Genomic DNA, 22,969 nt, shown 5'->3' on the forward strand with positions numbered 1-22,969 from the left:
CGAGCATGAATCCCAAAGAGAACTACCTGCACGAATTCTTCCGGATCTTCTTCGCCAACCGGCAACTGGTGAAGCGTGTGTTCCTGGTGTTCGCGGTGCTGACGCTGTTGCTGCCGCTGTTCCTGAAACAGAGCTTCGATATCACCGCCGAGGTGATCGTGCAGTCGAAGAAGCTCTCGCAAAGCGACACCAACACCACCCTGCAGCAGGAAACCGACAAGTTCATCCCGCCGTCGCTGGCGGACATGGAAACCGAGAGCAACATCCTCCGTTCGCCGACGCTGATTCGCCAGACGATCAACCAGCTGCGCGCCGAAGGCACCTACCAGACCAGCCCCGGGGTTATGGAAAGCCTGCTGTTCGGGCCGCTGCGGCGCTTTGTGGTCAACCCGTTGCGCGAGTACCTGATCAACCCGGCGCGGCACCTGCTCGGGCTTGAGGTGGATCCGGTGCGGGACACCCAGCTCGACGCACTGACCGAGCAGGCGGTGAAAAGCCTGAAGGTGGAAACCCTGCCCGGCTCCAACGTGATTTCGGTCACCTACAGCTTCCCCGACCCGGCGGTGGGCACGCTGTTCGTCAAGCGCCTGCTCGACAACTTTCTGAAAAACCGCCAGGACCTGCAATCCAACGAGTTGCCGGAAACCTTCTACGAGCAGAAAAAACTGCAATACCAGACGCGCATGGACGATCTGGAAAGCAAGCGCCTGGGCCTGCTGGAAAGCGTGGCGTCGTCCGATCCGAAAGAAGAGATCACCTTCCGCCTGAACGCGATCAACACCGAAGAACAGGCGCTCAACCTGTTCCGCGACCGCCTGCTGCAAAGCCAGAACTGGCTCGACTACCTCAAGACCAGCCGGGCCGCGGCCAGCAGCAACAAGCTCAACGACTACACCTTCCCCTACACCTTCACCACCACCGTCGACAACGTGGCCTTCGAGGACCGCGAGATCAAGCAACTCGGCGAGCAGTTGACCACCCAGGTGTCGCGCTACGGCAGCGACCTAGCGGTGTTTCAGCCGGGCAGCGAGCCGATGCTGCTGCAGCGCGAGCAGATCGCCCGGACCCGCCAGCAGTTCCTGAAGATCGTCGACAACCGTATCCAGGAACGCGAACGTGACCTCGGCGTGGTGCAGGAGGTGATCGCGCAGAAAACCCAGCGCATCGCCGACTACAAGGACCGCGTGCACCAGTTGCAGGAAACCCAGAGTAAGGCACGCCAGCTCGACACCGAGATCGACGCGCTGCACAAGGCCTTCTTCACCTACACCCAGCGCTACGAAGAAAGCCGCAGCCAGGGCCAACTAGACAACCTGTCGAACGCGCGGATCCTCAGCGCACCGTACGAACCGAGCGATCCGGCGTTCCCGAAACCGCTGCTGATCATCCCGTTCGGACTGCTCACTGGCCTGCTGCTGGCGATTGCCCTGGTCTATGTGCGCGAGTTCTTCGACCATCGCTTCAAGCATCCGGCGCAGCTCAGCCATCAGCTCGGCCTGCCGGTGCTGCTGGTGATCAACGACCAGACCCCGGAACAGCCCAACCCGTATAGCGGCTGGTCGCTGCCACGGCTGTTGCACTGGGTGCGCAATTGAACAGCGCACAACCGCCCGGGCCGCCCATCGTCCACCTGCTCAGCAGTGGCGGTTTCTACGGCGCCGAGCGCATGCTGCTCGACCACTGCCTGGTCACCCCGGGGCAGCACCAGGTGCTGTTCCTCGATGCCCCGGCCGAACTGGTGGCGCGCTTTCGCGCCGCCGGGGTCGACGGCCAGGGTTGCAACGGGCTGCCCGCACTGCTGGCGCACCTGCGCCGGCGCCGTGGCGAGCGGCCACTGATCAATACGCACAACTTCAAGGGCCTGTTGTTTGGCTGGCTGGCGGCGGGCCTGTTGCGCCTGCCGCTGGTGATTACCCAGCACGGGTTTACCCCGCGCAGCCGCAAACAGCGCTTCTACACCTGGCTGAGCCTGCAGCTGTGCCGCACGCCGCGTGTCGCTCAGGTGGTCTGCGTGGCCGAAAGTATCGCCAACCTGCACCGCCAGGCCGGCGTCGCCAACGCCAAGCTCAACGTGATCCCCAATGGCCTGCCCGAAGGCACCGCGCTGCCGGCGCGGGGGCATCCGGGCGGGGCCTGGCTGGCCGGTTATGTCGGCCGGCTGAGCAGCGAGAAAGGCCCGGACCTGTTTCTCGACACCCTGATTCCGCTGTGCCAACAGCACCCGCAGTTGAATGCGGTGATGCTCGGCGACGGCCCGGAACGCGCCAGCCTGCAGGCGCGGATCGACGCCGCCGGTTTGCAGGCGCGGATCAGCTTGCCGGGGTTTCAGCACGATATGCGCAGCTGGATGGCACGCCTCGATGCGCTGGTGATCAGCTCGCGCACCGAAGGTACGCCGATGATCCTGCTCGAAGCCATGCAGGACGGCGTGCCGGTGGTGGCTTTCGCCGTCGGCGGCATCCCCGATGTCATCGAAGACGGGCGCAGCGGCTTGCTCGCCCGGCCGCTGGCGGTCGAACACTTGGCCAGCCAGCTGGAAGCGCTGTACCGGGACCCGGCCCAGGCCGCCGAACTGGTCGCCCAGGCGCGCCGTACGCAACGTGAACGCTACCACCTGCCCACCCTCGCCCAGCGCTGGTCCAAGGTTTACCTGGGCGCGACCTCGGAGGCTTGCGCATGATCGTGCCCGTATCGCTGGTGAGCCTGGTTGCCCTGCTCTGCCTTGGCCTGCTGGCCAGCCCCTGGCCATACCTGGCGCCCGGCGCGGTGATCGGCCTGGGCGGCTTCCTGCTGCTGTACCGGCGCCCGGCCTGGGGCCTGATCGCGATCATCGCGCTGGTGCCGTTCGAAGGCTTCTTCAAAGACAGCGACCTTTCCGCCGCCAAGCTGCTGGGCGCCTCGCTGCTGGTGATCCTGGCCTTGCAACTGGCGGTCGGCGCGCTGCCCGCCGAGCGCCTGCGCAGCAACCTCTGGCGCTTGCTGATCCCGTTTGTCGCGCTGTACCTGCTGAGCTTCTGGGCCAGCGAGAACCTGGAGATGTCTGCCGGGCACCTGCGCGAGCTGCTGATCGGCTGGCTGCTGTTCGTCATCACCCTGCTGGTCGGCCGCGAGATCAACCTGCCGATCCTCGCCCGACTGGTCTCGCTGAGCGTGGCGACCACCTGCGCGCTGGCGATGTTCTCGAGCAAATACCAGGACCAGGGCCGCGCCTCCGGCCTGCTCGACGACCCCAACGTGTTCGCCATGTTGATCGCCTTTGCCGTGCCATTGGCGATGTGGCTGCTGATCAAGAGCCCGAACCTGCGCCAGCGGCTGTTCTGGCTGGCGATCAGCTTCCTGCTGCTGGCCGGGATGACCAAGACCGAATCGCGCTCGGGCCTGGTGGTGCTGCTCACCAGCCTGGGCATCGGCCTCTATCACTACCGTGGCCAGCTCGGCCGCTTCCGCCCACGGCACCTGGGCTTCGCCATGCTCGGCCTGGCGCTATTCCTGCCCGTGGCCGTGGCGCTGATGCCGGCGGGCTACGTCGAGCGGATCCAGTCGCTGAGCGTGCTCAAGTCCGGGGTAAACGCCCACGAAGACGACTCGCTGGGCCGGCGCGCCTCGTACATCGTGGTCGGTAGCGCCATGATCAAGGAGAACCCACTGCTCGGCTCCGGCCCCGGCACCTTCCCCCTGCATTACGCCACCACCGGCTACGCCAAGGCGTTCTCGGCCAACCGCAAGATCACCGATCTCTATCGGCGTGCGCACAACACCTACCTGGAACTGTTCAGCGAAATCGGCATTCCCGGCGGCCTGCTGTTCGTCGGGATGATTGCCCTGGCCCTGCGCAACCTCTGGGCCGCGCGCCAGCTGTGGTTGCAGAAGCATGCAGGGGAGCAGGCCGACCTGCTCACCCACCTGAGCATGAGCATGCTGTCGATCGGCCTGTTCCTGATGTTCCTCAGCGCCCCCAACCACAAATACCTGTGGATCATGCTTGCCCTGAGCAGCGTGCTGCGCCTGCAGGCCGAGCAGGCCCGGCCCGCACAGGTACAGCCATGAGCGCGGTGAGCATCGTCATCCCGATGTTCAACGAGGCCCGGCATATCGGCCGCACCCTGGCAGCCGCGCGCCAGGCCGCGCAACGCGCCGGGCTTGAATGCCAACTGATCGTGGTCGACAACGGCTCGCGCGACGACGGCCCGCAACTGGCCCGCAGCCTCGGCGCCGAGGTGCTGAGCCGTCCGGGCCTGACCATCGGCGCGTTGCGCAACGCCGGCGCACGGGCCAGCAGCGGACGCTGGCTGGCGTTTCTGGATGCCGATATCGAGGTCCCGGAAAACTGGCTGAGCCTGCTGCTGCAATTGCATGAAGCAGGTCGCGGCGACGTCTTTGCGCTGGACTGCGACACCCCACGTCAGGCGCCCTGGTTCGCCTATGCCTGGCAACGCCGCACGCTGCGCGCCGGACAGCCGACGCTGCATGCCATGCAGTGGCTGCCGAGCCCCAACCTGCTGCTGGAGCGCCGCTGGTTCGAACAGGTCGGCGGCTTCAACGAGCACCTGCGCACCGGCGAAGACAAGGACTTCACCCTGCGCCTGGGGGCCGCCGGCGCCCGTCTGCTGGCCCTGCGCGAGCCGGTGGCGCTGCACTGGGGCTTCGAGGGCAGCTGGGGCGAATGGCTGGGCAAGGAAATGTGGCGCCAGGGCAGCCACCTGCAACTGCTGCGCAGCAACGGCGTGAGCCTGCGCCTGCTGCGTTTTCCGCTGCTATCGCTGGTGGCCTGGGTGCTCGATGCGCTGGCGCTGTCGGCACTGTTTGACGGCTACCCGCATCACGCCCTGCTGATGCTGTTCATCACCAGCCTGCCGGCGCTGGCCCTGAGCCTGCGCCAGAGCCTGAGCCACCGCGACCTGCTGTTCGCCCTGCAACTCTGGGGCCTGCACTGGATCCGCCTGCACCTGGCCGGCGCGGCGTTTGCCCTGAGCCTGTTCAACTGGAACGCAAGGAGGCCCGCCCGTGGCTGAGCTCATCTTCTGGCTGTGCCTGCTGCTGCCGCTTTACGCCTGGCTGGGTTACCCGCTGCTGCTGAGCCTGGCCGCGCCGCTGTTTCCGCGCCGCCGTGTGCCCCCCCAGGTGCCGCTGGCGGTCAGCGTGGTGATCGCCGCGCACAACGAACAACGGCATATCGAACAGAAACTGCACAGCGTGCTCGGCCAGGACTACCACGCCCGCAGCCTGCAGCTGGTGCTGGCCAGCGACGGCTCCAGCGACCAGACCGTGGCCTGCGCACGCCGCGTCGCCGACCCACGCATCCAGCTGCTCGACTTGCCACGGATCGGCAAGGCGGCGGCGCTGAACACGGCGGTCAGCCAGTGCACTGGCGACGTCCTGGTATTCACCGACGCCGACAACCAATGGGCCGACGACACCTTGCGCCTGCTGCTGGCGCCGCTGGCCGACAGCGAGGTGGGCGGCTGCGCCGGGCACATGATCATTCCCAACCCGGGCAAGGGCCTGAGCCTCGGCGACAGCCTCTACCGGCACTATGAAGCCTGGGTACGGCGAGTCGAGAACCGCATCGGCTGCATGGTCTCGGCCGACGGGGCATTACTGGCGCTACGCCGCGAGCTGTTCGAGAAGATCCCCGCACACGTCAACGACGACTTCTTTATCAGCACCTGCGCGCCGGCCGCCGGCAAGCGGATTGTCTACGTCGAAGCGGCACAGGTGCTCGACCAGGGCGTCGACGCGGCCGACAAGCAGTTCCGCCGCCGCCAGCGGGTGACCGTCGGCGGCCTGCAAAGCCTGGCCGCACGGCGCGAACTGCTCAACCCGTTGCGTCACGGCCTGTACGCGATTGCCCTGATCAGCCACAAGCTGATCCGCCGGCTGGCGCCGGTGCTGTTGCTGCCGCTGCTGCTGAGCAACCTGTGGCTGCTTGACGTCCATGGTTTCTACCGGCTGACCCTGGCCGCTCAACTGCTCGGCTACGGCATTGCCATTGCCGGCCTGCTCGATGTGCGCCATCGGCTGCCCAAACCCTTTCGCCTGGCGGCGTTCGTGCTGGTGACCCTGGCCGGCATGAGCGTCGGCCTGTGGCAGTTCCTGCGCGGGCACAGTTACAGCCAATGGAACCCGGACCAGAACCGCTGAGTACCTGCCCATGCCGATCAAGACCAGTATCAAGCGGGCCAGCGGGTGGCTCTACCTCAACTCGCCGATGGGCCGACAGCAACTGCGCGGCGCCGGGCTGATCCTGATGCTGCACCGGGTGCTGGCCGACGACCACAGTGCCGAGCTGCCACATCGCAACGAGCTGTGCGTTGGGCCGCAGGCGTTCGAAAAGCTGCTGCGCTGGCTGCAACGGCATTTCCACTGTCTGCCGTTGATGGAGCTGCTGCAGGGCAACGGCCAGGCCCAGGACAGCGATAAACCACGGGTGGCGCTGACCTTCGACGACGGCTGGCGCGACAACGCCCTGAACGCCTTCCCCTTGCTGCAGAAATACCAGGTGCCGGCGAGCATCTTCCTCTCTACCGACTACATCGGTAGCCGCCAGCGCTTCTGGTGGGAAAGCCTCGGCGAAACCCTCTGGGGCAGCCACGGCGAGCCGGCACGCCGGCAGATCATCGAAACCCTGCGCCTGGCCGGGCGGCCGCTGCCGGCCGCGTACTTCATGAACGAGCGTCCACACGCCCGCAGCTACGCCCTCGGGCGCTACCTGCAAAGCCTGAAAAGCCTCAGCCCGCAGGCCCTGCACATGCTCACCGACGCCTGCCCGGCCGACTCCCTGCCGCAGGCGCTGGACTGGCAGCAGGTGCGTTGGCTGGAAGCGTCCGGTCTGATCCGCTTCGGCCCGCATGGCGCCAGCCACGCGCTACTGCCGGGGCTCGACGAGCGGCGCCTGGAGGAGGAACTGAGCCGCAGCCATTACGCCTTGCAGGAAGGCTGCCGCAATCCACTGCCGGTGTACTGCTACCCCAACGGCGACCATGACCTGCGCGTGCGCCAGCGCCTGACCGCGCACCACTACCCCTTCGCCCTGAGCACCCGTGCCGGCATCTGCCAGGGCAGCGACGACCCGCTGGCCTTGCCGCGCATCGGCGTCAGCCAGCGCAATGCGTGCCGGCCGTCGTTGCTGGCCTGGCGCATCAGCCGTGGGGGCCGCGCATGAGCCGCAGCCACTATATGCGCCACCTGCTGCTGAGCATGGGCACGCGGCTGGCGATGATTGCCCTGCGCCTGCTGCGCAACGTGCTGCTGGCGCGCATTCTCGGGCCCAGCGAGCGCGGCCTGTTCGCCCTGCTCAGCACCCTGCCCGAGCTGATCAGCGCCGCCACCAGCGGCGGGCTGAACAGCGCGGTCGGCTATCAGGCGGCACAACAGCGCGCGATGGGCCTGCTGCTGAGCCAGGTGCTGATCTTCGGTTGCCTGACCGCCGCCGCCCTGACCCTGATCTGCGTGAGCCTGATGCGCGAGTTCGGCAGCGCGCTCGAAGTCACCGTGCAACTCGGCCTGCTGGCCTGGCTGCTGTTGCTGGCGGTGCCGCTGACCGTGCTCAAGAGCGGCCTGCTGACCCTGCACAACGCCAGTGGCGGCGTCGGCGCCTTCAACGCCTTGCGCCTGTGCGAATCGCTGGCACCGCTGCTGCTGTTCGTCGCGCTGTTCTGGATGTGGAAGGACGCGGCCCTGGAAGCGGCGCTGATCAGCTGGCTACTGGGCATCGGCATCGTGGTGCTCGGCGGCCTGCTCTGGTTGCGGCACAATCACCCGATCGGCCTGTGCTGGGACCGCAGCGGTCAGCGCGAACTGCTCGCCTACAGCGCCAAGAGCCACCCCGACCTGCTGTTCCAGCAGGTGATCCTGCGCTCGGACTACCTGTTTATCAGCGCCTTCCTCGGCAGCGCGGCGCTCGGCCACTACGCCATGGCCAGCGCTGCCGCCGAACTGCTGCTGATCGTCCCCGAGGCGGTGACCACGCCGCTGATGAAGCGCCTGCTGCAACAGGACGCCGGCATGGACCGGCTGACCCCGTTCGCCCTGCGCCTGACCGCCACGGTGATGCTCGGCGCCTGCCTGAGCATGGCGCTGATCGGCGAATGGCTGATCGTCAGCCTGTTCGGCGCTGCCTACCAGCCGGCCTACCCAGCCCTGCTGGCGCTGCTGCCAGGGCTGTTCGGGCTGTGCTATGCGAGCATCCTGCGCCTGGACCTGCTGGGCAAGAACCGCCCCGGCAGTGTGTCGCTGATGATGGGCGTGGGCGCCGCGCTGAACCTGTTGCTCAACGTGCTGCTGATCCCACCGTTTGGCATCGTCGGCGCGGCGGCAGCCTCGTCCATCGCCTACCTCGGGGTAACCGTGGCGATGTTGTTGCTGTACTGCAAGCTCAGCGGCGTGGCGCTGCTGCGCACCCTGTTCATCCTGCCCAGCGACCTGCTGCCGCTGCGCCAGATGCTGCGCGGGAGAACGGCATGAACCCTCTGGTGACGCTGCTGTGCGGCCTGCTGTTGGCCACGGCGGCCGAGGCCGGCAGCCGGAGCTGGCCGGGGATTCGCGACGGCAGCCTGTACCTGAGCGCGCCGCGCGCCGACAGCCTGCAACTGAGCTGGGTCCCGGCCTGGCAGGCCGAGGCCAATCAGGAACAGGTGTTCCTCCTCGATGGCCAGGGCCGCCTGCAAGCCCAGCGCCTGATCGCCGCCCGCGAGGTACGCGGCCAGCTGGCCTGGCCGCTGGCGCCGAGCACGGCCAACTACCGGGTGGAAATTCCCGGCTACAGCTTCCGCCGCTACCAGCTCGACTACAGCGACAGCACCCACGCCCTGTTCGCCCCGGCCAAGGTGCATTTCAGCCTGGAGGTCGGCGCCGGCACGCAGTTGTACTTCCGCGTTGCGGCCGGCGAGCAGGCGGTCCTGGCCGGCAAGAACCACGGTGGCGTCGATGGCTTGCACGCGCGGCGCCTGGAAGACGGCAGCGAAGTACGCCTGACCCTGGCAGAGAACCCGGCCTACTGGAAATTCGAGCAGGTCGCCCTGCCGATCAGCCCGCGCGACCAGATCTGGCAACTCGATCTGCACGGGCGCGGCAAGGCAGCGTTCTGGCTCGACGGCAGCGCCAACCTGTTCGCCCAGCGCCCAGAGGACCTCGCCCCGCTGCGCCAGGAACCCGGCACGGTGCAACTGCGTAGCGGCAGCAAGGTGCTCGGGCCGACGGCGCGGCTGGGCACCAACCTGCCGTACCTAACGCCGCCTGCATCGAGTTTTGCCGTACTCGATGCGCTCAAGCCGCAGGCGGCCGGTTATTACAGTTTCACCGACGTGCTGGCGCGCAAGCCGCAGTACGAGGACGCCTTCCGCTCGCTGTACCAGGAACGCTTCGGCATCCGCCACGACATCACCCTGCTCGCCGCCACCGGCCGGCGCGCCGATCTGCGCGCCGACACCAGCAGCCACGAGGCGCTGGCCGCCTGGCTCGACGCCACCGTGCGGCTGGGCGGCAAGGGCGTGCACTACCTGGCCTTCGCCGACGAGCCGAACCTCAACTACCGCGACTACGCCAGCTTCCAGCAGTTCTTCGCGCAGATGCTCGCGCAGGTCCGCGATTACCCCGGCGCCCGCGCAGCCGGCGTGCGCATTGCCCTGCCGGCCAGCTCACGCTTCGTCAACGGTCCGCTGACTGGCAACAGCGACAGCCTGCGCGGCCTCGACTGGGCGCGGCACCTGCTGGGCGAATTCGGCGCCGAGGTCGATGCCTTGGCCTGGCACGAATGGATGGTCCGCGACCTGCTTGCCACCCGCAGCTACCGCGACGCCGTGCGCCAGGCCGCCGAGCTGGTCGGGCGCGATGCCCAGGGCCGGCCGCGCAAGGCCCTGCTGATCGACCAGACCAACCTGTCCAGCGGCTCCAGCCTCAGCCTGTACGAACAGAACAGCCAGTACGCCGCGCTGTGGTGGGCGTCGGTAGCGATCAACGCCTCGCAGGACGGCCTGCTCGACATGCTCAACTGGTTCCACATCGCCGACGAACCCAACTACCCCAAGGGCATGCTGCGCGTACTCGACGGCGGCGAGCGTTTCGAACTCAAGCCGGTGGGCCTGGCGCAGCAGTTCATCCAGCAGCACTGGCTCGACCAGGTGCTGCAACTGGACAACGACGCCTTCGAAGTCGACGCCCTGGCCATGGCCCGCGACCGGCAACGCAGCCTGCTTGGGGTGAACAAGGGTGAGCGGCTGCAACGAGTAAGCCTCGCCACCCCGACCCTGACCTGCCCACAGGACGCGCAGGCCTTGACCCTGTTTGGCCCGGACAACCAGCCCCGCAGCGCCAGGTACGACTGCAAACAGGGCCACTACCAGTTCGACGTTCCCGGGCAGACGCTGTTTGCCCTGCGTTGGACCGCACCATGAAAACCGATCTGTTCATTGGTATTTGTTGCCCACTTCAGGAGGCGCCATGAAGTCCTTGAGCGAGTTCAAGCAACGCATTCAGCAGAAAGGCCTGCGCGCCAGCCTGCACAGCGCGTTCAAACACTACGTGTTCTACCACTGGGAGCTGCTGTGGATGGAGCGCGACCTGGTCAGCCCGGTTCCGCCGCACACACTCAAGCCCTACCCGCCGACACACAGCACGGCGATTACCGTGCATAACGTGCAGGCCTTTGCGAAGCACTTCGGCGATCGCATCGAAACCATGCGCGAGCTGGCCGCCGAGGGCCATACCGGGGTCATGCACCTGGACGGCGATGGCAACGTCGTGGCCTTTATCTGGGGCAGCCTGCGCCACTACCACGACCGCCACTATTATGGCTGCTGGTTCCCGGTGGAACCGGGCGAGTTCTTCGAATTCGGCGGCGAACTGAGCCGCGCCTACTGGGGCACCACGCTGTCGGTCGACCTGCAACTGGACCTGTGGAAGGCCATGGCCGCGCAGGGCTGCAACAAGGTCGTGGACGTGTGCGAAACCCACAACGTGCCGGCGCTGAAGCTGCACCTGCGCATGGGCTATCAGGAGCAGGGGCGGATCACCCACGTGTACTGCCTGTTCCGGCGCTGGAAGTTCTTCCGCGAAACCCGCTACAGCGGCTCGCGCCTGGATGCCCTGCGCAAGCCGCGCGCAGCGCAAGCCCCGGCAGCGGCGGTCTGAAGCATGGGTTTGCGCCTGAGCTGGTGCACTTCGCTGTGCGCCGACAGTTTCCCCGCCACCGCCTACGAACAACTGCGCCAGCGCGTCGCCGACAGCACGCCATTCAATAGCCTGGGCTGGTTGCGTGCGGCCGAGCGGGCGTTGTCGGGCGAACAGCATTTGCAGGTGTTGCTCGGCTTCGACGGTGAGCATTTGTGCCTGTGCCTGCCGCTGATTCGCAGCAGCGAACGGCATGGGCCGTTGCGTTTCGCCGTGGTACGCCACCTCGGTTATCCGCTCAGCGACCGCATCGGCCTGCTGATCGACGCGCCACCAGGCGCTGCCGTGCAGGTGCTCAGGGAGATCCGTCGACGGCTGCCGCACGCGCTGCTGCAGCTCAACGAAGTTACCGGCAACTCGCCCTGGCTGCAGCAGTGGGCGGCGCGCAGTTCCACCCATGAGCAGCGCACCGCCTGCCGCGTGCCCGTGCACCAACTGAGCCCGGCCGACCGCCAGGAAGTCAGTGGCGACCCGCGCTACAAGCTGCGCCGCGCACGCAAACGGATCGCCGCAGCCGGCGCCCAGGTGCGCCGCGTGACCCCGGATGCCGACAGCGCGGCACACTGGCTGCAAGCGGTCAGCGCCGTGGAAGCGGTGAGCTGGAAAGGCGACGACGGCGTCGGCATTTTCAGCGCCGAGCCGCAGCGCCAGTGGGTGTTCCAGGCCTTCACTGCGCTGGCCGGCGAGGGCCGCTTGCGCCTGGTCGTGCTGGAGCTCGATGGCCGTTGCATCAGCTACCGCCTCGGGCTGCTTGAGCGTGGCCGGCTGTATGACTACAACCTGGCCTTCATGCCGCACTACGCCGACCTCGGTAGTGGCCGCGTGCTGTTGCAGGAATGGATCGACTGGGGCCTGGACGATGGCTGGCAGTGGATCGATGCGTCGCGGGTCAGCCTGGAGAATTCCAGCCATCAACTGCACGAACGCATGACCGCTCAGGTCGAGCACCTGCGGTGCAGCTTCTACAGCTGGCGCCCGCAGGGGCTGTGTCTGGGCCTGGCCCTGCGCCTGTGGCAGCCGTTGAAGCCGTGGCTCAAGGCCCGGCAACGTGCGGCGCTGCCAGCGCCGGCAACTACACATTTGCCTCCCCCATCCGTACAGGAGCGCCAGGATGCCATCCCGGGTCATAGTCAACGCTGACGATTTCGGCCTCAGCGAGCACACCAACGCCGTGATCCTGCGGGCCTTTCACAGTGGGCTGATCAGTTCGGCCACAGCCATGGCCAACATGCCGGCGTTCAAGGCCGCCTGCGCGCTGGCCCAGCAGCCGGCGCTGCGCGGGCGGATCGGTCTGCATTTCAACCTCACCTATGGCCGGCCGCTGAGTGCGCCGATCCGCGAGCTGGCGCAATTCTGCAGCCCGGGCGGCGAGTTCAACCTTGGCCTGTCGCGCACGTGCTTGCACCTGAGCCGCAAAGCACGACTGGCGGTGGAACAGGAACTGATCGCGCAATGGCAGCAGTGCCTGGACCAGGGCCTGATGCCCAGCCACCTGGACTCCCACCAGCACGTGCACAACATCTGGCCGATTGGCGAGATCGTCGCGCGCTTTGCCGCTCGTGAAGGCGTGCCAGTGCGCCTGGCGCGCAACCTTGGGCGCAACCTCAATCCGGCCAAACGGCTGTTCAAGACCCTGTTCAATCGGCGCTTGCGCCAGCTGGCCGGAGTAACCGCCGATTTTGTCTGCACCCCGGTGGACCTGCGCGACGGCCTGGCACCGGCGCACGGTGTGCTGGAAATCGTCGCCCACCCAAGCGCACTGGGCAGCCATGACTTCGGCGATGCCTACCTGGCCAGCGGCGAGTCGTTGCAGGCGCTGCTGGAACAGCGCCTGAAAGGCGTGCCACGGGTGGGGTATGCGGCCTGTGGCGTGATCAAGCCTTACTGAAAATACATGCGCAGTGTTCATTTAACATGCCGGAGTGATGTGCAATGAGTGACAGTGCGTCAGTACTTGTATCACGCCCTTAACTAGCGGCCTGCTTCATCCTGCTAAGCACATTCATGCCAGCGGGTTACATTGTCCCGGAGCAATTGCAACATCACTACTGCATCGTTGCACTCATCGCCCCCTCCAGCGGAGGCCTCTAATTCTTTCATTGCCAGTTCAAAAGCAGCCGTAGCCAAAGCGGTTGCATCGTTGAACTTTTGTAGCCCCTCATACAAATACGCAGAGTAATTCAGCACCACGCCCAATCTTATTGAATTCATTGAACCAAGGTTCTTGCCGGCCACCTCCATGGCTTTGACATAGGCAGACGAAGCTTTTTCGGCATACACGTCCCGTTCAACACCCGTCTGGAATTCATGCAGATATCTGTAATAATCACCCTCCATCCTCCATGCAAGCACAGCAACCTCGACAGCCGTTGCTTTCTTATACATCACAATGACGGGGAGAACCTTACCCGTAACAATTAGCTCCATTTCAGCATAGACTTTGCGCCGATACGCCCTTATCAACTCGACCCTACCAGAATCATTATATGATTCTGCCCTTGCTTCCAGCGCCGCAATAACAGCTACTGAGTGCCTCCTGGCGCCAACACTGTTCTGGGCAGCCACAACGAGCAAATTCATTATTTTTAACGTCATATCCTCTGGAGCAATCGCCGCGTCGACAAGCATATCCAGCATTTCATCATAGCGCTCTGCCTGCTCAGCCATTTTGGCCTGGCAAAGAGTGGTCTCTAAAGAACTTGCCATGACTTACCCTCTTCAAAAAGATAACAGTGACATAGCCTTGATAGCGGCCAGCCCTGCTTCCAACGACCGGCAAAGCGCCGCTCACGCTTCACCGATTTAACACCCTTACTCCAGTGCTGACACCTGACAAAAATATCAGGTCGGGCCAAACCTATCGGTAACGTCAGGTTCGAAACCCAGCTGGCGCAAACCTGTCGCTGCCGACGCAAGGTGAACGACGGTCGGCCGGTAGTGCCCGGATACGTTAGCCAAAACGGCATGCAAGATGTATCCGTTCGTGCCTTTTTCGCCAGACACCACAGCGGCCATCTGCTCCTCGTCACTGACGACAACGTTCTGTGGAATGCCGGTCAGGCCTGTGGTCCGATCGGACGGTTGCCGGATGACGCTGCGCGGCTCGCTGCGTTGACTCCGGTGCCTGGATCGGAACGCCGCACATTCGTGTTCGACCCGTTCCGGGGAATGTTGGACGGTTCGGCCCCGTACGCACCGGGTAAACATGTCAGGTACAGAGCCGCCCATCATTCCGATTGATAGTTACCTTCGCCGGTTCGATTCGTGGTTGCTTGAAACGCCCGGAGTGATGGCAACACGCCCAGGGAGCTACTGCTCCCACTGATAGCGCTGGCCCTTGGGGGCCTTACGCTTGCTTATAGGGCTCATATCTTGCAGTCTTCGAATGGCTCTCTGGTCTCGGTAAAATCTCACATAAAGCGTAGCTTCGTTGGAAAGCCGCTTCTTGCTCAAGCGGGTCAACATCAGTTCTTGACCATTTTCTAAAGCGTCCACATAGGCTTGCGCCTCCTGTGCTTGACGATTGAGGGTTGCGCTACTGGCGCGCTTACTACCGAAGGCTGCATACACCTGACTTCCCAGCGCCCGGGCTTTTTTAGCCTGCAGGAGGTTGGGGGTGCCCCGCAGTGTTATCAGCTCGTCGCTAATTTTGACTGTCGTGTCTTTGGCCCTTGCTGAGATCACGATACTCAGATTGCGCTTGTCGGCTTCGGTGGCGGCGTACAGCGTGGACTTGCCCGACTTCGATGCCTTGAACAGCGTGGGTAGCTGGTCGGCCTGTTTACTGGCGACAGTCAAGCCCGACTTGATCCCGAACAACGCGCGAAACGCGCTGAATACTGAATGCCCATCGCGATCCACATAACTGATCGGGTTGTTCATATACGCGGCGTAGGCATTTAAACCACCACGGTCGAACGGGCTCAAACTGTCGGCACTGTTGCAGCGCAGGGTGACCGGATTGAAGGCCCGATAACCATTACCCAGCAGATAGTGTCCGGTAATCGGGTCGGGCCGTTCGCCATTGAAACCCAACATACTCTGCACGCCGCTGCTGGCTACACAGAAGCCATAGGGCGTGTAAGCGACGGCACTCGACTGTTCGGCACCGAGCGCCTGCAATACCGTGCCCGGCTGGTCGGTGACCAGCAGCCGCCGCTGCTCTGGCGTCTGTACGGCCAGCGGCTGGTCGTCAACCCGCAGCACACTGCGTTGCTCGGCGCTGTCGGTCTCGGTGACGAGTCGCCCCTGCTGATAGAAGCGTTGAACCGACGCGCCGTTGACTGTCTGCGCGGCAATGCGGTCCAGGGGGTCATAGCGATGTAAGGATAAAGTCGTTGCACGTTTACAGTTCATTGGCGGGTCTCTGATCGTGATCGGGCACAGAGCAAGAGGCCACTGGGCAAAGCCCGACACCCCTGCGTTGCTACCGATTTAACGCTACTTTCCTGGCTGTGAAACCTGACAGAAATACCAGGTTCTGCACGAACAGAGATGGCGCAGACACCGCATGGAGCAAACCAGTGAGACCCTGGCGGTGAGCGTTTCGCAAGCGTGTCACGATCCGGCGGTAACACGCTGCCTTGGCTGTCTATAACTGGCCGTCGTCGTGGTAGCGAAATCTGTCGCGATCATTCCTGGGGTCGATGAACATTCTGTTCCGTCCACCCCGTATTCTGTTTCTGAGGTCGGCCATCGCTTGATCCTGCTTTTGTGCCTGTTTCAACCGGAATGCACTGGCCTCTTGGCGGAAGGCCGTTTTCGACTCATGGCTGATCAGATTCTTTGCCGACGTCGGTGGGTTGGCCAAATAGGCCTGGGCGCTCTGTATTTTACCCAATGCGTCCTTTACCGACTCTGTCGGCCCATTGACGTTCGTCATCTGTTTCAGCCAAGCCCTGTTCAGATTAGATGTAGCCGGACCTTGGCTCAGACCGCCCATCGCGCTTATACGCTGGCTCAACACCTGATCGATATCGACTCTGGTTGCCTTAGAGATTTTTCCCAGCTTGCTGGTAGATGCCCCCTGCTTGAACAGTTCAGGCACCTTTGTCGCAGCCTTGCCGCCCACGGTCCTACCGGAAAAACCCAGGAGCCTTGCCAAGCCGCTAAAAACCGAATGCCCATCACGGTCCACATAACGGATCGGGTTATTCAGGTACGAGGCGTAGGCATTCAGCCCACCGCGACCGAACGGACTCAAGTTGTCTGGGCTGTTGCAACGCATGATCTGCGTGTTGAATAGTCGGTAGCTGCCCACCAGGTAATGTGTGGTCAACGGCTCGAGCCGTTCGCCATTGAAGCCCAGCAGACACAGCTCAGTGCTGCTGGCAGCAGAGTAACCATACGGCGTATAGGCGAAACCGCTCGACTGCTCGGCGCCGAGTGCCCGTAACACCGAACCTGGCTGGTCGCTAGCCAGTAGCTGCAGCGCTTGCGACGACTGCACCGCCAGGGGCTGATCGTCGATACGCAGCATGCTGCGCGTCGAGGTGCCGTCGCGTTCAGTGACCAGCCGCCCCTGCTGGTAGAAGCACTTTCCGCTGGGATGTTCGACCAGGCGGTCGAGCTGATCGTAAATATAGGCACGTGAAGATGTAGGACGTTTGCGGGTCATCGGCATCAATCTCCAAGTGGCGACAGTCGAGCGAGAAGGTCGCGAACTGACGCCCGAAGTTCCTCTGTACGAAGCGCCGATTAAATACCTGAATTCCAGTGCTGAAACCTGACAAAACTATCAGGTCGGGCCAAACCTATCGGAAACGTCAGGTTCGACGCCCAACGGGCACAAACGCGCCGCCCATCATTCCGAATGATAGTTACCTTCGCCCCGTTCGATTCGTGGTTGATAGTGGCAACTCGCAGAATCCGCCCACTATCACTATTTTGGCGGAGTTCTCCATGGAACAGTCACTCAAACCCTTGCGCTACCCACTTGCCGCGCTGGCACTGCTGGTGATGAGTGCCTGCGGTCGCACCCCGGAAGCGGTACAGGCGCCCGCCGCGCCCAAGGTCAGTGTGGCCAAGGTCATCGAACAACCCATCAACGAATGGGACGAGTTCACCGGCCGCCTGGAAGCGCCGGAAACCGTCGAGGTGCGTCCACGGGTTTCCGGCCAGATCGACCAGGTGGCCTTCACCGAAGGCGCCCAGGTGAAAAAAGGCGACCTGCTGTTCCAGATCGATCCGCGGCCGTTCCAGGCCGAGGTTCGCCGCCTCGAAGCGCAACTGCAACAAGCCCGCGCCAGCGCCATCCGCAGCGCCAACGAAGCCCAGCGCGGCGAACGCCTGCGCAGCAGCAATGCGATTTCCGCCGAGCTGGCCGAATCGCGCACCAGCGCCGCCGCCGAAGCCCGCGCCGGGGTTACCGCGATCCAGGCGCAACTGGACCTGGCCCGCCTGAACCTGAGCTTCACCCGCGTCACCGCGCCGATTACCGGCCGGGTCAGCCGCGCCCAATTCACCGCTGGCAACATCGTCAGCGCCGATGTCACCCCGCTCACCAGCGTGGTCTCCACCGACAAGGTGTACGCCTACTTCGACGCCGACGAGCGCGTGTACCTCAAGTACACCCAGTTGGCGCGCGACGGCCAGCGCGGCCAGAGCACCCCGGTGTACCTGGGCCTGTCCAACGAAACCGGCAACCCGCACCTGGGCCAGATGAACTTCGTCGACAACCAGGTCAACCCGAAAACCGGCACCATCCGTGGCCGCGCAGTGTTCGACAACCGCAACGGCGAATTCACCCCCGGCCTCTATGCCCGCCTGAAACTGGTCGGCAGCGCCACCTACGCGGCCGTGCTGATCAACGACGAAGCGGTCGGCACCGACCTGGGGAAAAAGTTCGTGCTGGTCATGGACAAGGACAACAAGGCCGATTACCGCGCCGTCGAACTGGGACCAAAACTCGAAGGCCTGCGCATCGTGCGCAACGGCCTGAGCAAGGACGACCGCATCGTGGTCAAGGGCCTGCAACGGGTACGCCCCGGCTCGCCGGTTACCCCGCAGGACACGCCGATGGCCAGCGAAGCCACCCTCGCCGCCCTCGCCCAACAACGCCAGGCACTTGAAGCCAGCCTGCCGGGCAAACCCGTGGTCAACCCCACGGTCAAGCTCGCCAGTGCCACGACTCCACGCGGTTAAGGGATCCGTCCGATGAATTTCTCCCAGTTCTTTATTACCCGGCCGATCTTCGCCGCGGTGCTGTCGCTACTGATCCTGATTGCCGGCAGCATCTCGCTGTTCCAGCTACCGATCAGTGAATACCCGGAAGTGGTCCCGCCCACCGTGGTGGTGCGGGCCAACTTCCCCGGGGCCAACCCGAAAGTGATCGGCGAAACCGTCGCCGCACCGCTGGAGCAGGCGATCACCGGCGTCGAGAACATGTTGTACATGTCCTCGCAGTCGACTGCCGACGGCAAGATCACCCTGACCATCACCTTCGCCCTCGGCACCGACCTGGACAACGCCCAGGTGCAGGTGCAGAACCGCGTCACCCGGACCCAGCCCAAGCTGCCGGAAGAAGTGACGCGGATCGGCATTACCGTCGACAAGGCCTCGCCCGACCTGACCATGGTCGTGCACCTGACCTCGCCGGATAACCGCTACGACATGCTCTACCTGTCGAACTACGCGATCCTCAATATCAAGGACGAGCTGGCCCGTCTGGGCGGTGTCGGCGATGTGCAGCTGTTCGGCATGGGCGACTACTCGCTGCGGGTCTGGCTCGACCCGAACAAGACCGCATCGCGCAACCTCACCGCCAGCGACGTGGTCACTGCCATCCGCGAGCAGAACCGCCAGGTCGCCGCCGGCCAACTCGGCGCGCCGCCCGCCCCCAGCGCCACCAGCTTCCAGCTATCGGTCAACACCCAGGGCCGTCTGGTCAGCGAGGAAGAGTTCGAGAACATCATCATCCGCGCCGGCGCCAACGGCGAAATCACGCGTCTGAAAGACATCGCCCGGGTCGAGCTCGGTTCCAGCCAGTACGCCCTGCGCTCGCTGCTGAACAACCAGCCGGCGGTGGCGATCCCGATCTTCCAGCGCCCAGGTTCGAACGCCATCGAGATCTCCGACGAAGTACGGGCGAAGATGGCCGAGCTGAAGAAGGACTTCCCTGAAGGCATGGACTACAGCATCGTCTACGACCCGACCGTGTTCGTTCGCGGCTCGATCGAGGCGGTAGTGCACACGCTGTTCGAAGCGCTGGTGCTGGTGGTGCTGGTGGTGATCCTGTTCCTGCAAACCTGGCGGGCCTCGATCATTCCGCTGGTGGCCGTGCCGGTATCGTTGATCGGTACCTTTGCGGTGATGCACCTGTTTGGTTTCTCGCTCAACGCCCTGTCGCTGTTCGGCCTGGTATTGGCCATCGGTATCGTGGTCGACGATGCCATCGTGGTGGTGGAGAACGTCGAGCGCAACATCGGCCTGGGCCTCACGCCCATGGAAGCGACCAAGCGCGCGATGAGCGAAGTGACCGGGCCGATCATCGCCACGGCGCTGGTGCTGTGCGCCGTGTTCGTGCCCGCAGCGTTCATTTCCGGGCTTACCGGGCAGTTCTACAAACAGTTCGCCCTGACCATCGCGATTTCCACGGTGATCTCGGCGTTCAACTCGCTGACCCTGTCGCCCGCCCTGGCCGCCGTGCTGCTCAAGGACCACCACGCGCCAAAAGACCGCTTCTCGCGGGTGCTTGAACGCCTGCTCGGCGGCTGGTTGTTCCGCCCGTTCAACCGCTTCTTCGAGCGTGCCAGCCATGGTTATGTCGGCACCGTGGCGCGAGTTATCCGCAGCAGCGGCATCGCCCTGTTCATTTATGCCGGGCTGATCGTGCTGACCTGGATGGGCTTTGCCTCGACCCCGACCGGTTTCGTCCCGGCGCAGGACAAGCAGTACCTGGTGGCTTTCGCCCAACTGCCGGACGCGGCCAGCCTCGACCGCACCGAAGCGGTGATCAAGAAGATGAGCGAGATCGCCCTCAAGCAACCGGGCGTGGCCGATTCGGTGGCCTTCCCGGGCCTGTCGATCAACGGCTTCACCAACAGCCCGAACAGCGGCATCGTGTTCACCCCGCTCAAGCCGTTTGACCAGCGCAAAGACCCGAGCCAGTCGGCGGCGGCAATCGCTGCGGCGCTGAACGCGCAGTTCGCCGATATCGAAGACGCCTACATCGCGATCTTCCCGCCACCGCCGGTACAGGGGCTGGGCACTATCGGTGGCTTCCGCCTGCAAGTCGAAGACCGTGGCAACCTGGGTTATGAGGCGCTGTACAAAGAGGTACAGAACGTCATCGCCAAGAGCCGCAATGTGCCGGAGCTGGCCGGGCTGTTCACCAGCTACCAGGTCAACGTGCCGCAGGTCGATGCCGCCATCGACCGGGAAAAGGCCAAGACCCACGGTGTGGCGATCAACGATATCTTCGACACCCTGCAGATCTACCTGGGTTCGCTGTATGCCAACGACTTCAACCGCTTTGGCCGCACCTACCAGGTCAACGTCCAGGCCGAGCAGCAGTTCCGCCTCGACGCCGAACAGATCGGCCAGCTGAAGGTGCGCAACAACCAGGGCGAAATGATCCCGCTGGCGACCTTCATCAAGGTTAGCGACACCTCCGGCCCGGACCGGGTCATGCACTACAACGGCTTCATCACCGCCGAGATCAACGGTAACGCGGCGCCGGGCTACAGCTCCGGGCAGGCCGAAAAGGCCATCGAGAAACTGCTCAAGGACGAACTGCCCAATGGCATGACCTTCGAATGGACCGAGCTGACCTACCAGCAGATCCTCGCCGGCAACACCGCGCTGTTCGTCTTCCCACTGTGTGTGTTGCTGGCGTTCCTGGTGCTGGCCGCGCAGTACGAGAGCTGGAGCCTGCCACTGGCGGTGATCCTGATTGTGCCGATGACCCTGCTGTCGGCGATTACCGGGGTGATCCTGTCCGGTAGCGACAACAACATCTTCACCCAGATCGGCTTGATCGTACTGGTGGGGCTGGCGTGCAAGAACGCGATTCTGATCGTCGAGTTCGCCAAGGACAAACAGGCCGAGGGCCTCGACCCGCTGGCAGCGGTACTGGAAGCCTGCCGCCTGCGTCTGCGGCCGATCCTGATGACCTCATTCGCCTTCATCATGGGTGTGGTACCGCTGGTGTTCTCCTCCGGTGCCGGTGCCGAGATGCGTCATGCCATGGGGGTGGCGGTGTTCTCCGGGATGATCGGGGTGACCATTTTCGGTCTGCTGTTGACCCCGGTGTTCTTTGTACTGATCCGCCGTTATGTAGAACGTGGCCAGGCCCGCAAGGCGGCCCGGCAGCTGCAGCTGGAGAGCCAAGCATGAGTCACCTGAAACTGTTTATGCCGAGCCTGCTGGTGCTGGCCCTGGCGGCCTGTGCGGTGGGCCCGGACTACCAGCAGCCGGACACCGCCGCCGCGCACCTGAAGGCGGCCGAGGCCAGCGAGGCGAAAGCCGCGTTCGACCGGAGCCGTTTCGAATCGGCCTGGTGGCGGCAGTTCGACGATCCGGTGCTGGACCAGTTGGTGAGCCAGTCGCTGAACGGCAACCGTGATCTGCGGGTGGCGTTTGCCCGGCTCAAGGCGGCCCGGTCGATTCGTGAGGACGTCAGCAATGACGTCTTCCCGACGGTGACCAGCCGCGCCAGCAGCGACCTGGGCAAGGGCCAGATCCCTGGCCAGAGCGAACGCCGGGTGAACAGCGAACGTTACGACCTGGGCCTGGATATGGCCTGGGAGCTCGACCTGTTCGGGCGCATCCAGCGCCAACTGGAGGCCAGCGAGGCGCAGGAGGCGGCGGCGGCAGCCGACCTGCAACAGCTGCAGGTCAGCCTGATTGCCGAGCTGGTCGATGCCTATGGGCAACTGCGTGGGGCGCAATTGCGCGAAAAGATTGCCCTGGCCAACCTCAAGACCCAGCAGGATTCGCGCGGCATCACCGAGACCCTGCGCGATGCCGGGGTGGGCAACGAGCTCGACGTGGTGCGCGCCGATGCCCGCCTCGCGGCAGTCGAGGCCAGCGTGCCGCAGTTGCAGGCCGAGCAGGTGCGGGCGAAGAACCGTATCGCCACCCTGCTCGGGCAGCGCCCGGACGCGTTGACAATCGACCTGGCGCCCAAGCAATTGCCGGCGATTGCCAAAGCCTTGCCGGTGGGTGACCCGGGCGAGTTGCTCAAGCGCCGGCCGGATATACGTAGCGCCGAGCGGCAGTTGGCGGCGGCCACGGCGAACGTCGGCGTGGCGACGGCCGATCTGTTCCCACGGGTCAGTTTGAGCGGCTTCCTCGGCTTTACTGCGGCGCGTGGTTCGCAGTTGGGCTCGTCGGCAGCGCAGGCCTGGGCCCTGGGCCCGAGCATTACCTGGGCGGCATTCGATCTGGGCAGCGTGCGGGCCCGCTTGCGCGGCGCGAATGCCGAGGCCGAGGGGGCGTTGGCCACCTATGAGCAGCAGGTGCTGTTGGCACTGGAAGAATCGGAAAACGCCTTCAGCGATTACGCCAAGCGGCAGCAGCGGCTGATGTCGTTGTTGCGCCAGAGCGAGGCGAGCCGCAAGGCGGCGGACCTGGCGGCGATTCGCTACAGCGAGGGGACGGTGGATTACCTGGTGTTGCTTGATGCCCAGCGCGAACAACTGAGTGCCGAGGATGCCCAGGCGCAAGGCGAGGTGGATCTGTATCGCGGGATTGTGGCGATCTACAAGGCCCTGGGGGGTGGATTGCAACCGGAAGCCGTGGCTTCAGCGCACTGATTGTCGAGCTCCTTTGGTTGGTTTTTGACCGGCCTCTTTGCCCCACT

The 22,969-nt window shown here is 64.4% G+C and carries 17 protein-coding genes; 14 read left to right on the plus strand and 3 right to left on the minus strand.

All coding sequences use genetic code 11. The features are described from left to right. The first annotated feature begins 5 nt into the window (after window positions 1-5). From DCO48_RS03980 to DCO48_RS04030, 11 genes are read left to right on the plus strand one after another with little or no spacing between them, the layout of a single operon-like run. Window positions 6-1,595, plus strand: a complete 1,590-nt coding sequence (locus tag DCO48_RS03980; protein ID WP_116549314.1) for a lipopolysaccharide biosynthesis protein — start codon at window positions 6-8, stop codon at window positions 1,593-1,595. Beyond that, window positions 1,592-2,680, plus strand: a complete 1,089-nt coding sequence (locus tag DCO48_RS03985) for a glycosyltransferase family 4 protein (RefSeq protein WP_371919480.1) — start codon at window positions 1,592-1,594, stop codon at window positions 2,678-2,680. Before DCO48_RS03980 ends, DCO48_RS03985 begins: the two co-directional genes overlap by 4 nt. After that, window positions 2,677-4,047 (plus strand): O-antigen ligase, encoded by a 1,371-nt coding sequence (locus DCO48_RS03990; protein ID WP_116549315.1) that lies wholly within the window; start codon window positions 2,677-2,679, stop codon window positions 4,045-4,047. Before DCO48_RS03985 ends, DCO48_RS03990 begins: the two co-directional genes overlap by 4 nt. Then, window positions 4,044-5,012, plus strand: a complete 969-nt coding sequence (locus DCO48_RS03995) for a glycosyltransferase family 2 protein (RefSeq protein WP_116549316.1) — start codon at window positions 4,044-4,046, stop codon at window positions 5,010-5,012. The genes DCO48_RS03990 and DCO48_RS03995 overlap by 4 nt, the downstream gene beginning before the upstream one ends. Continuing rightward, complete coding sequence (locus DCO48_RS04000; RefSeq protein ID WP_116549317.1) at window positions 5,005-6,141, plus strand: glycosyltransferase; 1,137 nt, start codon at window positions 5,005-5,007, stop codon at window positions 6,139-6,141. The genes DCO48_RS03995 and DCO48_RS04000 overlap by 8 nt, the downstream gene beginning before the upstream one ends. A gap of 10 nt (window positions 6,142-6,151) precedes the next feature. Next, complete coding sequence (locus tag DCO48_RS04005) at window positions 6,152-7,162, plus strand: polysaccharide deacetylase family protein (RefSeq protein ID WP_116549318.1); 1,011 nt, start codon at window positions 6,152-6,154, stop codon at window positions 7,160-7,162. After that, entirely contained in the window at window positions 7,159-8,463 is a 1,305-nt protein-coding gene (locus DCO48_RS04010) for an oligosaccharide flippase family protein (RefSeq protein ID WP_116549367.1), read from the plus strand. The genes DCO48_RS04005 and DCO48_RS04010 overlap by 4 nt, the downstream gene beginning before the upstream one ends. Next, on the plus strand, window positions 8,460-10,391 hold the full coding sequence (locus tag DCO48_RS04015; RefSeq protein WP_116549319.1) for a hypothetical protein: 1,932 nt from the start codon (window positions 8,460-8,462) through the stop codon (window positions 10,389-10,391). Before DCO48_RS04010 ends, DCO48_RS04015 begins: the two co-directional genes overlap by 4 nt. Before the next feature lie 46 nt (window positions 10,392-10,437). Then, entirely contained in the window at window positions 10,438-11,127 is a 690-nt protein-coding gene (locus DCO48_RS04020) for an N-acetyltransferase (RefSeq protein WP_116549320.1), read from the plus strand. 3 nt (window positions 11,128-11,130) lie between these two features. Then, complete coding sequence (locus tag DCO48_RS04025; protein ID WP_116549321.1) at window positions 11,131-12,306, plus strand: GNAT family N-acetyltransferase; 1,176 nt, start codon at window positions 11,131-11,133, stop codon at window positions 12,304-12,306. Then, a complete protein-coding gene (locus tag DCO48_RS04030) occupies window positions 12,278-13,054 on the plus strand; it encodes a ChbG/HpnK family deacetylase (RefSeq protein WP_116549368.1) in 777 nt (258 codons plus the stop codon). The genes DCO48_RS04025 and DCO48_RS04030 overlap by 29 nt, the downstream gene beginning before the upstream one ends. A gap of 104 nt (window positions 13,055-13,158) precedes the next feature. Here DCO48_RS04030 and DCO48_RS04035 read toward each other — a convergent pair whose 3' ends face one another. The 3 genes from DCO48_RS04035 to DCO48_RS04045 all read right to left on the minus strand — a co-directional run bounded on the left by DCO48_RS04035 (window position 13,159) and on the right by DCO48_RS04045 (window position 16,783). Further along, complete coding sequence (locus tag DCO48_RS04035; RefSeq protein WP_116549322.1) at window positions 13,159-13,872, minus strand: 14-3-3 family protein; 714 nt, start codon at window positions 13,870-13,872, stop codon at window positions 13,159-13,161. A 603-nt stretch (window positions 13,873-14,475) separates the two neighbouring features. Continuing rightward, complete coding sequence (locus tag DCO48_RS04040) at window positions 14,476-15,522, minus strand: RHS repeat-associated core domain-containing protein (RefSeq protein WP_133247584.1); 1,047 nt, start codon at window positions 15,520-15,522, stop codon at window positions 14,476-14,478. A gap of 235 nt (window positions 15,523-15,757) precedes the next feature. Beyond that, the gene (locus tag DCO48_RS04045; RefSeq protein WP_256583963.1) at window positions 15,758-16,783 is read right to left on the minus strand and encodes an RHS repeat-associated core domain-containing protein; all 1,026 of its coding nucleotides are present in this window, start codon (window positions 16,781-16,783) and stop codon (window positions 15,758-15,760) included. Between the two features lie 284 nt (window positions 16,784-17,067). Between DCO48_RS04045 and mexE the strand changes: the two genes are divergently transcribed. Genes mexE through DCO48_RS04060 form a run of 3 tightly spaced genes read left to right on the plus strand, consistent with a single transcriptional unit; the run spans window position 17,068 to window position 22,922 of the window. Further along, a complete protein-coding gene (gene mexE / locus DCO48_RS04050) occupies window positions 17,068-18,309 on the plus strand; it encodes a multidrug efflux RND transporter periplasmic adaptor subunit MexE (RefSeq protein ID WP_116549325.1) in 1,242 nt (413 codons plus the stop codon). A gap of 12 nt (window positions 18,310-18,321) precedes the next feature. Beyond that, on the plus strand, window positions 18,322-21,501 hold the full coding sequence (locus DCO48_RS04055) for an efflux RND transporter permease subunit (RefSeq protein ID WP_116549326.1): 3,180 nt from the start codon (window positions 18,322-18,324) through the stop codon (window positions 21,499-21,501). Then, the gene (locus tag DCO48_RS04060; RefSeq protein ID WP_116549327.1) at window positions 21,498-22,922 is read left to right on the plus strand and encodes an efflux transporter outer membrane subunit; all 1,425 of its coding nucleotides are present in this window, start codon (window positions 21,498-21,500) and stop codon (window positions 22,920-22,922) included. The genes DCO48_RS04055 and DCO48_RS04060 overlap by 4 nt, the downstream gene beginning before the upstream one ends. The last annotated feature ends 47 nt before the right edge of the window (window positions 22,923-22,969 follow it).

Origin of the sequence: Pseudomonas sp. SDI, assembly GCF_003105155.1 — a bacterium.
Classification (GTDB): Bacteria; Pseudomonadota; Gammaproteobacteria; order Pseudomonadales; family Pseudomonadaceae; genus Aquipseudomonas.